This is a genomic window from Streptomyces sp. NPDC001920 (genome assembly GCF_053594495.1).
The window spans coordinates 180035-194265 of record NZ_JBSFEP010000009.1 but is presented as its reverse complement, the minus strand read 5'-3'; the positions used below and the strand labels follow the sequence as shown (position 1 = coordinate 194265).

General features: G+C 71.5%; 14 protein-coding genes. 4 read left to right on the top strand and 10 right to left on the bottom strand.

The features are described 5' to 3' along the window. Positions 1 to 12 precede the first annotated feature (12 nt). Positions 13 to 1230: a sensor histidine kinase gene (locus ACWCPI_RS17360; protein ID WP_451038917.1), complete on the top strand. Its 1218-nt coding sequence runs from the start codon at positions 13 to 15 to the stop codon at positions 1228 to 1230. A gap of 3 nt (positions 1231 to 1233) precedes the next feature. On the opposite strand, the gene ACWCPI_RS17355 is transcribed toward ACWCPI_RS17360, so the two are convergent. From ACWCPI_RS17355 to ACWCPI_RS17325, 7 genes are all read right to left on the bottom strand, one after another. Continuing rightward, positions 1234 to 1371 (bottom strand): hypothetical protein, encoded by a 138-nt coding sequence (locus ACWCPI_RS17355; protein WP_019759840.1) that lies wholly within the window; start codon positions 1369 to 1371, stop codon positions 1234 to 1236. A gap of 45 nt (positions 1372 to 1416) precedes the next feature. Continuing rightward, entirely contained in the window at positions 1417 to 3327 is a 1911-nt protein-coding gene (locus ACWCPI_RS17350; protein WP_451038916.1) for a protein kinase domain-containing protein, read from the bottom strand. A 30-nt stretch (positions 3328 to 3357) separates the two neighbouring features. After that, positions 3358 to 4746: a DUF6777 domain-containing protein gene (locus ACWCPI_RS17345; RefSeq protein ID WP_451038915.1), complete on the bottom strand. Its 1389-nt coding sequence runs from the start codon at positions 4744 to 4746 to the stop codon at positions 3358 to 3360. Positions 4747 to 4813: 67 nt separating this feature from the next. Beyond that, the gene (locus ACWCPI_RS17340; protein ID WP_451038914.1) at positions 4814 to 5764 is read right to left on the bottom strand and encodes a cytochrome c oxidase assembly protein; all 951 of its coding nucleotides are present in this window, start codon (positions 5762 to 5764) and stop codon (positions 4814 to 4816) included. Positions 5765 to 5877: 113 nt separating this feature from the next. Beyond that, positions 5878 to 6903, bottom strand: a complete 1026-nt coding sequence (locus ACWCPI_RS17335; RefSeq protein ID WP_451038913.1) for a 6-phosphofructokinase — start codon at positions 6901 to 6903, stop codon at positions 5878 to 5880. 215 nt (positions 6904 to 7118) lie between these two features. Then, the gene (locus ACWCPI_RS17330) at positions 7119 to 7847 is read right to left on the bottom strand and encodes a type 1 glutamine amidotransferase (protein WP_388794298.1); all 729 of its coding nucleotides are present in this window, start codon (positions 7845 to 7847) and stop codon (positions 7119 to 7121) included. A gap of 23 nt (positions 7848 to 7870) precedes the next feature. Next, the gene (locus ACWCPI_RS17325; RefSeq protein WP_451038912.1) at positions 7871 to 9109 is read right to left on the bottom strand and encodes a MurT ligase domain-containing protein; all 1239 of its coding nucleotides are present in this window, start codon (positions 9107 to 9109) and stop codon (positions 7871 to 7873) included. A gap of 111 nt (positions 9110 to 9220) precedes the next feature. Here ACWCPI_RS17325 and def point away from each other — a divergent pair, with 111 nt between their 5' ends. Then, positions 9221 to 9775, top strand: a complete 555-nt coding sequence (gene def / locus ACWCPI_RS17320) for a peptide deformylase (RefSeq protein ID WP_451038911.1) — start codon at positions 9221 to 9223, stop codon at positions 9773 to 9775. 45 nt (positions 9776 to 9820) lie between these two features. Here def and ACWCPI_RS17315 read toward each other — a convergent pair whose 3' ends face one another. Continuing rightward, a complete protein-coding gene (locus ACWCPI_RS17315; protein WP_451038910.1) occupies positions 9821 to 10465 on the bottom strand; it encodes a TetR family transcriptional regulator in 645 nt (214 codons plus the stop codon). Positions 10466 to 10647: 182 nt separating this feature from the next. Here ACWCPI_RS17315 and ACWCPI_RS17310 point away from each other — a divergent pair, with 182 nt between their 5' ends. Then, positions 10648 to 11874 (top strand): acyl-CoA dehydrogenase family protein, encoded by a 1227-nt coding sequence (locus ACWCPI_RS17310; protein ID WP_451038909.1) that lies wholly within the window; start codon positions 10648 to 10650, stop codon positions 11872 to 11874. 41 nt (positions 11875 to 11915) lie between these two features. Continuing rightward, on the top strand, positions 11916 to 12527 hold the full coding sequence (locus ACWCPI_RS17305; protein WP_451038908.1) for a thiaminase II/PqqC family protein: 612 nt from the start codon (positions 11916 to 11918) through the stop codon (positions 12525 to 12527). A gap of 41 nt (positions 12528 to 12568) precedes the next feature. Here ACWCPI_RS17305 and ACWCPI_RS17300 read toward each other — a convergent pair whose 3' ends face one another. Then, positions 12569 to 12805, bottom strand: coding sequence for a DUF6213 family protein (locus ACWCPI_RS17300; protein WP_030054037.1), 237 nt, complete (start codon positions 12803 to 12805; stop codon positions 12569 to 12571). Between the two features lie 25 nt (positions 12806 to 12830). Continuing rightward, a complete protein-coding gene (locus ACWCPI_RS17295) occupies positions 12831 to 14225 on the bottom strand; it encodes an NADP-dependent succinic semialdehyde dehydrogenase (protein WP_451038907.1) in 1395 nt (464 codons plus the stop codon). Positions 14226 to 14231 lie beyond the last annotated feature (6 nt).

The window sequence follows — 14231 nt, the reverse complement described above, 5'->3', positions numbered from 1 at the left end:
GGTGGTGAGCGGATGAGCGGTTTCATCGCGGGCCTGTGCGTGGCGGTCCTCCCGCTGCTCGCCGCCGGCTTCTGGCTCGGCCGGCGCACCGCCCGCCCGCAGAACCTCGGCGGCCTCGGCACCCCGGTCGAGCACGCCACCTTCGAGACCCTGCACACGGCCTCCCTCGCCGCGCCCCCGCTGCGCGCCGGCCTCACGGAGGAGACCGCCCGCAAGTCGGCCCGCCGGCTGCGCTCGCTGCTCGGCACGGAAGCGCTGTGCCTCACGGACCAGGAGAACGTCCTGGTCTGGGACGGGGTGGGCGGTCACCACCGTACGGAGATCATGGAACTCCTCGCCGGCCCCTTGGAGTCGGGTCGCGGCGAGGCCTTCCCGCTCGCCTGCGACACCCCCGACTGCCCGGTGCGCTGGGCGGTCGTCGCCCCGCTCACCGTCGACGACCGGGTCCACGGCGCGCTCGTCGCCTGCGCGCCCCGTGAGTCGGCGGTGCTGGTGCGGGCGGCCGGCGAGGTGGCCCGCTGGGTGTCCGTGCAGCTGGAGCTGGCCGACCTCGACCGGTCCCGCACCCGCCTGATCGAGGCCGAGATCAAGGCCCTGCGTGCCCAGATCTCCCCGCACTTCATCTTCAACTCGCTCGCGGTGATCGCGAGCTTCGTGCGCACCGACCCCGAACGCGCCCGCGAACTGCTCCTCGAATTCGCCGACTTCACCCGCTACTCGTTCCGCCGGCACGGTGACTTCACCACCCTCGCCGACGAACTCCACGCCATCGACCACTACCTGGCGCTGGTGCGGGCACGCTTCGGCGACCGCCTGTCCGTCACCCTCCAGATCGCCCCCGAGGTGCTGCCGGTCACGCTGCCCTTCCTGTGCCTGCAGCCGTTGGTCGAGAACGCCGTCAAGCACGGCCTGGAGGGCAAGGCGGTGTCCGCCGCCGGCAAGAGCCACATCAGCATCACCGCGCAGGACGCGGGCGCCGAGGCCCTCGTCGTCATCGAGGACGACGGCGCCGGCATGGACCCCGCGGTGCTGCGCCGCATCCTCGCCGGCGAGGTCAGCCCGTCCGGTGGCATCGGGCTGTCCAACGTCGACGACCGGCTGCGGCAGGTCTACGGCGACGACTACGGCCTCGTCATCGAGACCGCCCCGGGAGCGGGCATGAAGATCACAGCCCGGCTGCCGAAGTACCAGCCGGGCGTGCACTCCGCGGGGCGGCTCACCCAGGAATGAGGCTCAGGTGCCGCGGCTGACGACCATCCCCAGCGTGATCAGCCCCAGCACCACCCACCCGAACCACAGCCAGCCATTGCTCCCGAGCGCCACCGTGTAGGCCGTCACCACGACGAGGCCGCCGACGGTGAGCGCCCCCATCGCCTTCGTAGAACCGTCCGCAGATCCGGGCATCGCAACACCCTCCTAAGGTTCGTCCCCCTCCATGGTGCCCCCGTTCTGCTTCCGTACGGTGCACACGACGAAATGTGTGCCCGACTTCCAGGCACCCTCGCTCGTCCAGGACCCGGCCGCGTACACGGACGGATCGAATCCGTAGTCACGCGGTGGAACGTCCCGGGCACACGCCGTGTCCGACTCGGTGCGTGCCTCGGCCGGCGTGACGTCCTCTCCCAACCGGGTGAACCCGAGCACCTGCTCGTCGTGCGGGCCCGCACAGGACACCAGGCGCGCGTCCCGCCGGGAGCGGACGTCCAGGCAGTCCCGGCGCTGCATCGTCGCCGTGTCCGCGAAGGCCGCCCCGGGCTCGCGGTACTCGCCCAACGGGCCGTACACCGGCCCGTGCGCGCCCAGCACCAGACAGGCGGTGCGCCGCCCGGCCCGCCCGAACCCCGCCTCGGTCGGTACGACGGCGAAGCCCCGGACGTCCGCGAGCCTGCCGCGGATCGCCGCCGTCCGCTCCTCGCACGCCGCGGGCCCCTTCTCACGTGCCTCGGCGGCGGACACGGCCGGCACGAACGCCATCACCTGGCCGTCGGGGGCCTTCTCCCCGCAGCTGGGATCCAGAGTCAACCGGGGCGTGCCCCGGAAGGGGTCCCCCGCGGGCCAGTCGGCGAGCACGCAGTCGCCGTCCTCCAGGGCGGCGCCGAGTCCGACGGTGTCCCCGTACGGCCGTGCCGTCGCGTACGTGTCCGGGTGCCGCGCCACGGCGTACCACACACCCGTGGCCGCGACCACCAGCCCGAGGAGCCCGGCGAGGGCCGCGTGCCGGACTCGGGGGCGGGCGGAGGTCCCGTCGGGACCGGGACGCTCGGGGACTCCGGGCTGCCCGTACGGGGGACCGAAACCCCGCCCGGGGGAAGGACCGGCCGGAGGGTGGAAGCCCTGGCCGGGCCGCTCCGGCACCCCGGGGCTGCCGGATCCGGCCGGGCCCGGCGGCGGTCCCGGTGGCGTCCCCTCCCAGTGCGGCTGTGAGCCGAGGTCGGTCTGGGTCCGCGCGTGCGCGTCGACCTCCGGCGTGACGATCCTCGACAGCGCCGCCTCCGCCTGCGCCGCCGGCATCCGCCGTACGGGATCCTTCTCCAGCAGCGCCTCCAGGACCGGCCCCAGGGCACCGGCCCGTGACGCCGGCCGGGGCTCCTCCGTGACCACCGCGGTCAGCTCGGCCAGAGGGGACTCCCGGTCGAAGGGCCCCCGGCCCTCCACGCCGTAGTACAGCGTGCAGCCCAGCGAGAACAGGTCGGCGGCCGGTGTGGGCGCTCCGCCCGTGATCCGCTCGGGCGCCAGATAGCCCGCGGTGCCCACGAGGACCGACGCCAGCGTGTAGCGCGTCTCGCCGGCGTCCGGCTGCACCGAGATGCCGTAGTCGGTGAGCAGCACCCGGCCGTGCGGCGCGCCCGTGCGGTCCGGCGCCAGCAGGATGTTCGCCGGTTTCACGTCCCGGTGCATGATGCCCCGCTCGTGCCCGGCGGTCAGCGCGTCGAGCACGGCGAGCCCGATGCCGGCGCATTCGGCGGGTGCCTGCGGGCCGTGCCGGTCGACCAGGTCACGGAGGTTGACCGCGCCTTCGACGTACTCCATGACGATCCACGGCAGACCCTCGTGCTCCAGCACGTCGTGCACGGTCACCACATGCGGATGGCCGCGCAGCCCGGCCGCGTGCCGGGCCTCGGCGCGGGCCCGGGCCACCCGGGCCTCACGCTCGTCGGCCTCGGCCGGATCACGGAAGACGATCTCCTTGAGGGCGACCTCACAGACGAGTCTGCGGTCGTGGGCCAGCCAGACGTGGCCCATGCCGCCGCTGCCGAGGCGGTTCAGCAGCAGATAACGGCCGGCGATGACCCGGCCCACTCCCGACGTCGGTGTTCCTGAAGACATCCCGTGACTCCCGGGTTCTGCGGACACAACCTAGGCCGTGCTCGCGGTGGGCGCGCCGGTGGACGGCGGCGCGCCGGTCGCCGGTGCGGAGGTGGCGGGCGCGCTGGACTGCGGTGCGGAGGTGGCGGGCGCGCCGGTCTCCGGTGGTGGCGCGCCGCTGGTGACCGGGACGCCGGTCGGGGGTGAGCCGGTGGTCCGGGGCGGTGAGCTGGTCGCGGGCGGGGGTGGGGGCGGCGAGCCGGTCGTGGGGTCCTTGGTCGTCGGGGGTGTTGTGGGGCCCGTAGGCAGTTCGGAGGTGGGCGACGCCGGGGACGGCGGGGCAGGGGACGGGGGCCTGCCGGCGCCGCCGGGACCGTCGGATCCGGAACCTTCGGGTGAGGGGGATGAAGGCGGCGGCGCCGAGGTGGTCGCCGAGCCCGGGGGAGTGGACGGCGCCTCCTCGGAGGAGCCACCGGTGGTCGACTCGGCCACGCTCAGCGTCACGTACTCGCCGAACCGCAGCTCGGTCCCGGCGGGCGGATCCGACGCCGTGACCCAGGCGTCGTCCGGCGGCAGTCCGCCGCCGTCGAAGGCGACCGCCAGGCCCTCTCCGGACAGCCTGCTGCTCGCCCTGCCGAACGTCGTCCCGGCGACATCGGGCACCGCCCGCCGCTCGCGCGTGTCGAACGTGCCGTCCTCCCGCCCCGTGGTGCCGACCGGCCGGTTGATGCCCCTGTCGGGTTCATGGACGTCGACGAGGGCCAGCTGCCCCACTTTGCGCGCTGCGGGCCGTACGGCCACCACCGACGACTTCTCGTACCCTTTCCACTCCGCATTGCGGTCGTCGAACTCGACCTTTGTACGAGTCATCTCCCCCTCGAAGGGCCGCAGCGGATTTCCGCACGAGCACTTCACGGCGGGCAGGCCCTTCTCGTCCACGAGAATCGCGATTCCGGCCTGCAGCAGAGCGTCGAAGGGGACGGACTTTCCCTTTTTGTAGTCGTGATTCTTCACGAGGGTGTCGTGACGCAGCAGAACAGGTGTGAGGCGATCCAGATAATCCGGGATCCGGGCCGTGCCGATCGAGAGGGCGGCCGCCCACGCCCGCGCTTTCGGCTCCTGGGCGGGATCGGTGAGGAACTGCTCCAGCCGTTCGACGTCACAGATCGTCGGCTGCGCGGACCCCCCGTACAGACCAGGGGTGTCACCTTGCTGAAGACCGCCGGGCGCTGCCCGCGCCGGCACCCGCGCGTCCCGTCCCAGCCCCTGGCCCTCGTCGAAGAAGGGTGCGAGCGAGGGAACCCCCGCCGTCACCGCCTTCACCACGGACAACGGCATGTCCCGGTCGCACCCGCTGAGCGTCAGAACGAATACCAGCAGGACGGCGATCCTCGGAATCGCCGATTTCCCGGCCCTGTGCACACACATACGAAGCGCCATTACCGCTCCCCCCGGCGGTTCCCCCGACGCGCTTCATGCTACTGAAAGGCGAAGCCTTCCGGTTTCCTCAGTTCCCGCGTGCGTTCAATGAGGCCAAATAGGCGTTGTACGCCTCCAGTTCCTTGTCACCGTCCCGGTCCGCGGCCCGGTCCTTCCGCCTGGCCTGCCGCTGTTCCGAGCCGTACCACTGGAACAGCAGTGCGATCAGCACCAGTACGGACGGAATCTCACTGAACGCCCAGGCGATGCCGCCGGCCGCGTTCTGGTCGGAGAGCGCGTCGATGCCGAGCGAGGCGGGCGGGTTCTTGAACGTCTCGACCATCGGCTCCGACGCCATCATCAACGCGATGCCGAAGAACGCGTGGAACGGCATGCCCGCGAACAGCTCCAGCATCCGCATCAGGTACCCGGGCCGGTGCGGTCCCGGATCCACGCCGATGATCGGCCAGAAGAACACCACACCCACCGCCAGGAAGTGCACCATCATCGCGATGTGCCCCGTCTTGGACCCCATCAGGAAGTCGAACAGCGGAGTGAAGTACAGGGCGTAGAGGCTGGCGATGAACAGCGGGATGGTGAACGCGGGGTGCGTGATGATCCGCATGTACCGGCTGTGCAGCAGGGCCAGCAGCCACTCCCGGGGCCCCTTGCGACCCCGCCCGGCGGGCGGCAGCGCCCGCAGCGCCAGCGTGATCGGCGCCCCGAGCAGGACCAGGATCGGCGAGAGCATGCTGATCACCATGTGCTGCACCATGTGCACGCTGAACATGACCATGCCGTAGTCGTTCAGCCCGGTGCACATGACGAGCATCACGGACAGCACGCCGACGACGTAGGAGACGGTCCGCCCCACGGGCCACCTGTCCCCGCGCCGCCGCAGCCGCACGACCCCCCACGCGTACAGCGCGAGCCCGACCAGGCAGGCGACGAGGAAGAACGGGTCGGCCGACCACTGAAGACCCCGCCCCAGCGTGAACGGCGGCAGATCCATCATCGTGCCGTGCCCGCTGTGATCCATTCCGACGGCTCCTGATTCGTGGGGGTTGTGCAAGTCTGTCCGCACACAGACTAGAACTGCCCCCGACCGCAGCCGCGGCCGGGGGCAGACTCGTCAGTGCCGTAGGACGTGCTCTACAGGACGCACTCGGCCTCTGCGTAGCGCTCCACGGGAACCGTCTTCAGCGTCTCGACGGCCTCCGCCAGCGGCACCATCACGATGTCGGTCCCCCGCAGGGCCGTCATGTGGCCGAACTCCCCGCGGTGCACGGCCTCCACCGCGTGCCACCCGAACCGCGTGGCGAGCACCCGGTCGTACGCGGTGGGCGTACCGCCCCGCTGCACGTGCCCCAGGATGACCGGCCGCGCCTCCTTGCCGAGCCGCTGCTCCAGCTCGATCGACAGCTGGCGCGCGATCCCGGCGAAGCGCTCGTGCCCGTAGATGTCCTTGCCGCCCTCGTCGAAGGCCATCGTGCCGGGCGCCGGCTTGGCCCCCTCCGCGGCGACGACGATCGCGAACCGCTTGCCCGCGTCGAACCGCTCACCGACCCGCCGGGAGAGCTCCTCGATGTCGAAGGGCCGCTCCGGTACGACGATGGCGTGCGCGCCGGCCGCCATGCCGGAGTGCAGCGCGATCCAGCCGGTGTGCCGGCCCATGACCTCGACGACCAGGACCCGCTGATGGGACTCGGCGGTGGTCTTGAGCCGGTCCAGGGCCTCGGTCGCCACGGTCACCGCCGTGTCGAAACCGAAGGTGACGTCGGTGACGGCGATGTCGTTGTCGATGGTCTTCGGCACACCCACGACGGGCAGACCACTGTCCGACATCAGCCGGGCCGCCTTCAGCGTGCCCTCGCCACCGATCGGGATGATCGCGTCGAGGCCGAGTTCCTCGACATGCCCCTTGGCCCGCTCCACGCCGTCGCGCAGATGGGAGGGCTGGACCCGGGAGGACCCGAGGATCGTGCCGCCGCGGGCGAGGATGCCGCCCACCGCGTCGAGGTCGAGCTTGAGGTAGTCGCACTCCAGGAGGCCCTTCCAGCCGTCCCGGAAGCCGATGACCTCGTCGCCGTGGTCCACGACGGCGCGGTGCACGACGGACCGGATGACGGCGTTCAGGCCGGGGCAGTCGCCGCCGGACGTGAGGACACCAATGCGCATAGCCCGAATAAACCTTCTCAACGTGGGCCGGGACCGGACCGCGCTGTCCGGCTCGAATCCCCGCCACCCTAGCGGCATCGGGGGGCGGGGCCGAACCATGCGTCCGCCTGCTGGACGGCCCCGCTCACCTGTGCGGACGGGGCGTCAGACGGGCTGCCTCCCGCAGGCTGGAACGCGGCCCACGAGCCGTCGGGCAGAGCGCTGCCCGACGGCGTTCACGCGGGCTGCTGCGCCGCCGCGATGCGCTCGTCGCGCAGAGCCTCGTACCAGCGGTCGTCGGTCGGCGGCAGCGCGTTCACATCGAGGGCCAGCTTCAGCAGCAGATCGGCGATCAGCGGGTTCCGCGCGAGCACCGGGCCGTGCATGTACGTGCCGAAGACGGTGTCGTTGTACGCGCCCTCCGTGCCGTCGCCCGTGCCGTTGCCGTTGCCGAAGCGGACCTGCGCGAAGGGGCGGGCGGTGGGGCCGAGGTGGGTGACGCCCTGGTGGTTCTCGAAGCCGGTCAGCGGGGGCAGACCGAGGCGCGGGTCGATGTCGCCGAGGACGTCACCGACGCACCGGGCCCCTTCCCCTCGCACGGACACCACGTCGATCAGCCCGAGGCCGGGCTCACGCTGGCCGAGGTCGTTGATGAACTCGTGTCCGAGGATCTGGTAGCCCGCGCACACCGAGAACACGATCGCCCCGTTCTCGACGGCCCGCTGCAGGCCGCCGTCCCGGCGCAGCCGCTCGGCCGCCAGCCGCTGCGGACGGTCCTCACCGCCGCCGATCAGGTAGATGTCACCGGAGGTCGGGATCGGCTGGTCGCTGCGCACGTCGAGCCGGGCCACGTCGAGGCCGCGCTGCCGGGCACGGCGCTCCACGACGAGGACGTTGCCCTGGTCGCCGTAGGTGCTGAGCAGGTCCGGGTAGATCCAGACGATCCGCAGTTGGTTGTCGCTCACTTGGGTTCCCTGAAGTCTGGGGGTCAGTTGCCGACGCGGCGGCGCAGGTCCTGGAACGCGGTGTAGTTGGCGATGACCTCGATCCGTCCCGGCGGGCTCATCTGCACGGCCTGGTCGAGGTTGTCGCAGACCTGGAACTGCTGGTTCGCGACCTCCAGGCGCACCGCGAGGTCGAGCTTGCGGTCGCCGATGACGCAGATCGGGTGCCCGGACAGCCGCGTGTAGTCGACGTCCCACAGCCAGGAGGTGTCGGTGCCGTCGGCGCTGCGCGCGTTGACGGACAGGATCACCGGGGTGGGCGGCGGATCGATGAGGGAGAAGGTCTCCAGCCACCCGGCCGGGTTCTTGGCGAGCAGCAGCCGCAGGTCCCGCCCCTCGAACTGGACGACGTCATAGCGTCCGGCGACGGCCTGCACCTGGTACATGCGCTCCACGGCGACCTGCGGCGGCACCCCGAACACGGCGGCGACGGCGGCCGAGGACGCGGCGTTGGCCTTGTTGGCACGGCCGGGCAGCTGCAGGTGGATCGGCCAGGCGGAGCCGTGCGGGTCGAGGACGTGGTCCCCGGACAGCGCCCAGCTCGGCGTCGGACGCCGGAAACCGCACTCACCGCAGAACCAGTCGTCACCGGGCCGCTGCATCACGCCACCGCACGCCGGGCAGGACCAGGCGTCGTCCTTCCACATCTGCCCGGCTGCGACCCAGATCACGTTCGGGGAGGAGGAAGCGGCCCACACGACCAGCGGGTCGTCGGCGTTGGCGACGATCACGGCCTTCGAACCCGCGAGCCCCTCGCGCCAGTTCTCGGCGAGCATCCGGGTCTCGGCGGCACGGTCCAGCTGGTCACGGGAGAGGTTCAGCAGTGCGATGCACTTCGGGTCGGTGTCCCGGGCGACCCCGGCGAGGTACTTCTCGTCGACCTCGATGACGCCGTAGCGCGCGTCCGAGCTGCCCGCGAGCGCCGAGGTGATGCCGGCCGGCATGTTGGCGCCGAGCGCGTTGGACACGACCGGCCCCGCGGCCCGCAGGGCCTCAGCGATCAGCCGGGTGGTCGTGGTCTTGCCGTTGGTGGCCGACACCAGGACCACATCCAGGTTCTGCGCGAGCCTGGCGAGGAGGTCGGGGTCGAGCTTGAGTGCCACCCGGCCACCGATCACCGAACCGCTGCCGCGCCCCGCGGCGCGTGATGCCGCAGCGACCGCCTTGCCCGCGGTCACGGCGAGCTTGGCCCGCGGCGTGAGCGGGTCCGAGTTCCCTGACATCAGTTCTCGATCCTCCTTGCGTACGCGCCGCGCCTCCGACTGCCGGCAACGTGGTGGTGGTCAGCCTATCGAGATCCATTCGCACTCCCGAACCGCCGTACCCTTGCGGCCATGCGAAACGGTCCCATTCCGGGTGCGCACGGGCGCGTCCGTCCCCTCACCCTGCTCGGCGACCCCGTGCTGCACGCCCCCTGCAAGGAGGTCACCGACTTCGGCCCGGAACTGGCGACGCTGGTGGAGGACTTGTTCGCGACGATGTACGCGGCCCAGGGGGTGGGCCTCGCGGCGAACCAGGTGGGGGAGTCGCTCCGGGTCTTCGTGTACGACTGCCCCGACGACGAGGACGTGCGGCACCTCGGGCACGTGGTGAACCCACGCCTGGTCGAGACGGACGGCGTGGTGCTCCGGGGCCCGGAGGGCTGTCTGTCCCTGCCGGGCCTGGAGGCGGGCACCGAGCGGTACGACCACGCGGTGGTGGAGGGTTTCACGGCGGCGGGGGAGCAGGTGACGATCCACGGCACGGGCTTCTTCGCGCGGTGCCTTCAGCACGAGTGCGACCATCTGCAGGGGCGGGTCTACGTCGATCACCTCACGGGGTGGCGAAAGCGACGGGTGCTGCGGCGGGCCGCGCGAGCGCCGTGGGGGCGCCGCGTCCCGCGGCCGTGAGTCCGCCGGGGCCGGCAGTGCGGTGTGCCGCGCCCTGAGGGCGCTTCAGAACCCGGGGCCGCCCATCTTGTCCCCCGCGGCTGCCAGCCTCCCCCACAACAGGTCCGCCAGACTGCGTACCAACTCCGCCCGCGTACAGGGTCGTTCGCCCAGCCACCAGTCCCCGGCGGCATGCATCATCCCGACGATCCCGTGTCCCCACACCCGAGCCAGCTGCTGGCTGCCGGGTCCGAGGTCCAACCGCTCCTCGATGACCGTGGCCAGTTCCTCACCCATGCGGCGCAGCAGCGGAGCGGAGTGCTTGCCGACGTCGAACCCGGGATCTCCCGGCTGGCCCCCCTCGGCCGGATGCATCAGGAACCGGTACACCTGGGGCCGTGCCTCGATCGCGGCGAGGTACGTGTCCAGCGTGGCCTCGACCCGCTCGCGCCGGTCCGCGGGAGCGTCCAGCGCGGCCCGGAGCGAGTCGAGGAGCGCGTCGGTGTGTCTCTGGGCCAACGCCGCGTAGAGGCCGCCCTTGTCGCCGAAGTGCCGATAGAGGATCGGCTTCGTGATGCCCGCCTCGGCCGCGATCGCGTTCATCGAGGCCTGCGGGCCGTCGCGCAGCACCACCCTGTCCGCGGCCTCCAGCAGCTCGCGCCGACGGCGGTCGGCGGACCGCTGCTGATCGGTCCGCTGCGTGGTGTCCATGAGCTCTCCCCACCCGTGGTGAATCGATGACGCCTGCGCAAACTAGCACTGGAACTGTCCGACGCATCGAACGGGATGCCGACCCGTCATCGAGGGTTGACTTTATCTACTCGCTAGTAACAAACTAGTGTTACCGCTAGTAACAAGGATGCACGCAGTCACCGTACGCCGCTGGAGGGGACATGGCCGAGTTCACCATGGAGCTCAACGACGAACAGAAGGAGGTACGGGACTGGCTGCACGGCTTCGCCGCCGATGTGATCCGCCCCGCGGCCGCCGAATGGGACGAGCGTGAGGAGACTCCCTGGCCGGTCATCCAGGAGGCCGCCAAGGTGGGCATCTACTCCCTCGACTTCTACGCCCAGCAGTACTTCGACTCCACCGGCCTCGGCATCCCCATGGCGATGGAGGAGCTGTTCTGGGGCGACGCGGGCATCGCCCTGTCGATCGTCGGCACCGGGCTCGCGGCCGTCGGAGTCCTCGCCAACGGCACCGAGGAGCAGATCGGCACCTGGGTGCCCCAGATGTACGGCGATGCCAACGATGTCAAGCTCGCGGCGTTCTGCTCCTCCGAGCCCGACGCCGGATCCGACGTCGCCTCGATGCGGACCCGCGCGGTCTACGACGAGGCCAAGGACGAGTGGGTGATCAACGGCACCAAGACCTGGGCGACCAACGGCGGCATCGCCAACGTCCACGTCGTCGTCGCGGTCGTCGACCCGGAGCTCGGCTCCAAGGGCCACGCGTCCTTCATCGTGCCGCCGGGCACGCCGGGGCTGTCCCAGGGGCAGAAGTTCAAGAAGCACGGCATCCGTGCCTCGCACACCGCCGAGGTCATCCTCGACAACGTGCGAGTGCCGGGCTCCTGCCTGCTGGGCGGCAAGGAGAAGCTGGACGAGCGCCTCGCGCGGGCCCGGGAGCGGGCCAGGGCGGGCGGCGAGCGTGTGAAGAACGCGGCGATGGCCACGTTCGAGGCCTCGCGGCCGGCCGTCGGCGCGATGGCCGTCGGCACGGCCCGCGCCGCGTACGAGGTCGCCCTGGACTACGCGATGACGCGTGAGCAGTTCGGGCGCCCGATCATCGACAACCAGGGCGTGGCCTTCCAGCTCGCCGAGATGCGGACGCAGATCGACGCGGCACGGCTGCTGGTGTGGCGCGCGTCCTGGATGGCCGTCAACGGCAAGCCGTTCACGGCGGCCGAGGGGTCGATGTCGAAGCTGTTCGCGAGCGAGACGGCCAAGAAGGTCACGGCCCAGGCGATACAGATCCTCGGCGGCAACGGCTACACGCGGGAGTACCCGGTGGAGCGGATGCACCGGGACAGCGCGATCTACACGATCTTCGAGGGGACGAGCGAGATCCAGCGGCTGGTGATCGCCCGCACGTTGTCGGGTATGCCCATCCGGTAGCGCCGTGGGGGACGGCGCCCGAGCCGACGGAGGACACACCGATGACGGTCAACCCCCTCGTAGAGCTGATCGCCGGCGGCGAGGCGGACCGCGCCACCCTCGCCGCCCTCGCCCTCGAACAGAGCCGGGTGATTCCCGCCGATCGCCGCGCGTTCCTCCATCTCGCCGGGCGCGCCGCCGACGGCGCCCCCGGGGCGGGCGCCTTCTTCACCCTGCTGGCCGAGGGCGAGATGCTGGCCCAGGAGCGGCTCGGGGCTTTCGTGGACGCCTGCGGGGTCACTCGGGCGCAGGTGGCCGCCTACGAACCCCTTCCCGGCTGCCAGGCCTACCCCGCGTACGTGGCCTGGCTGGCGCTGAACGCCTCGCCGGCGGAGGCGGTGCTCGCGCTGACGGCCAACTTCTCTGCCTGGGGCGGGTATTGCGCCGCCATCGCCGAGGGGCTGCGCCGTCACTACGGCTTCACGGACGAGGCCTGCGCCTTCTTCGACTTCTTCGCGGAGCCCTCTCCGCGGCTCGACCGGGCGGCGGCGGAGGCGGTCAGGGAGGGACGGGACGCCGGGCGGCTCGACGAGGCACGCGCGGGCCGGTACGGCCGCCTGCTCCAGTCCTACGAGGAACTGTTCTGGTCGACACTGCGGGGCCGGGCTTCCTGATGCCGGGTGTGCGGATCACGCCGGCGTCGCGGGTCCCGGCGCTACGGCGTGGTCCCGCTGCTGTGCGCGATGCACGCCACGTCGATCCGGTCCGCGAGCTTGGCCAGCTCGATGGTCAGCGCGGCCACCGTGTCCTCGTCGAGCCCGTCCTCCCCGGCCTCGACCAGGTGCAGCCACCGGCCGCCCACCGTACGCAGGAGCTTGCTCACATCGGCCGCGGCCACCTGCAAGGTCCCGCGGTCGTCGACGATCAGCGGCAGAGTAACTTCGCGGTTCACACCCGGGATCGTAGCCGCGCGGTGGTCACGCACCGTGCCAAACCGTAGTGATGTTGCAGAACTCGCGGATTCCGTGCCCGGACAGCTCACGCCCGTACCCGGACCGCTTCACACCGCCGAACGGGAACGCCGGGTGGGAGGCCGTCATCCCGTTGACGTACACGCTCCCGGCCTCCAGGTCCCGTACGAACCGGTCGACCTCGGCCTCGTCCCGGGTCCACACGTTCGAACTCAGCCCGAACGGTGAGTCGTTGGCGATCAGCACCGCCTCGTCGAGGTCGGCCGCCCGGTACAGCGTGGCGACCGGCCCGAACGCCTCCTCCCGGTGGATGCGCATCTCACGGGTGATGTCGGCGAGGACCGTGGGCGGGTAGTACCAGCCCGGCAGTTCGGGCCGGCGCAGCCGGTGGCCGCCGCACAGGACGGCGGCGCCGCTGCGCTTCGCGTCGTCGACCAGTTCCTCCAGGTCGTCGCGCCCCTGCTCGCTGGACAGCGGCCCGACCTCCGTCTCCTCCTGCATCGGGTCGCCGACCACCAGCGCCTTCATGCCCGCGACGAACCGCTCGGCGAACGCGTCGTACACGTCCGTGTGCACGATGAACCGCTTGGCGGCGATGCAGGACTGCCCGGTGTTCTGTACGCGCGCGGTCACCGCGACCTCGGCGGCGCGGTCGAGGTCGGCCGACGGCATCACGACGTACGGGTCGCTGCCGCCCAGCTCCAGCACCGTCTTCTTGATCATTTCCCCGGAGGCCGCGGCGACCGCGCGGCCCGCGGGCTCGCTGCCGGTGAGGGTGGCCGCCTTGACCCGGTCGTCGCGCAGGATGTCGTCGACCTGTGCGGAGCCGACGAGCAGGGTCTGGAAGCAGCCCTCCGGGTAGCCCGCGCGGTGGAAGAGGTCTTCGATGTAGAGCGCGGTCCGGGGCACGTTGGAGGCGTGCTTGAGGAGGCCGACGTTGCCCGCCATCAGCGCCGGGGCCGCGAAGCGGATCACCTGCCAGAGCGGGAAGTTCCACGGCATCACCGCGAGGACCGGCCCGAGGGGGCGGTAGCGCACCCGTACCCGCGAGGCGCCCGAGTCCTTCACGTCGGAGTCGGCCGGTTCCTCGTCGGCGAGCAGTTCCTCGGCCCGCTCGGCGTACCAGCGCATCGCCTTGGCGCACTTGGCGACCTCCGCGCGGGCCTGCTTGACGGGCTTGCCCATCTCGGTGGTCATCACCCGGGCGACGTCCTGCTGGTCCTCCTCCAGAAGGTCCGCGGCCCGGTTCAGCAGTCGGGCGCGGTCGGCGAAGCTCGTCGTGCGGTACGTGCGGAACGTGGCCTCGGCGAGCTGGAGCCTGCGCTCGATCTCCTCCTCGCCCATGGCCTCGTACGTCTTGAGCGTCTCGCCGTTCGCCGGGTTCACCGTTGCGATGGGCATGACCGA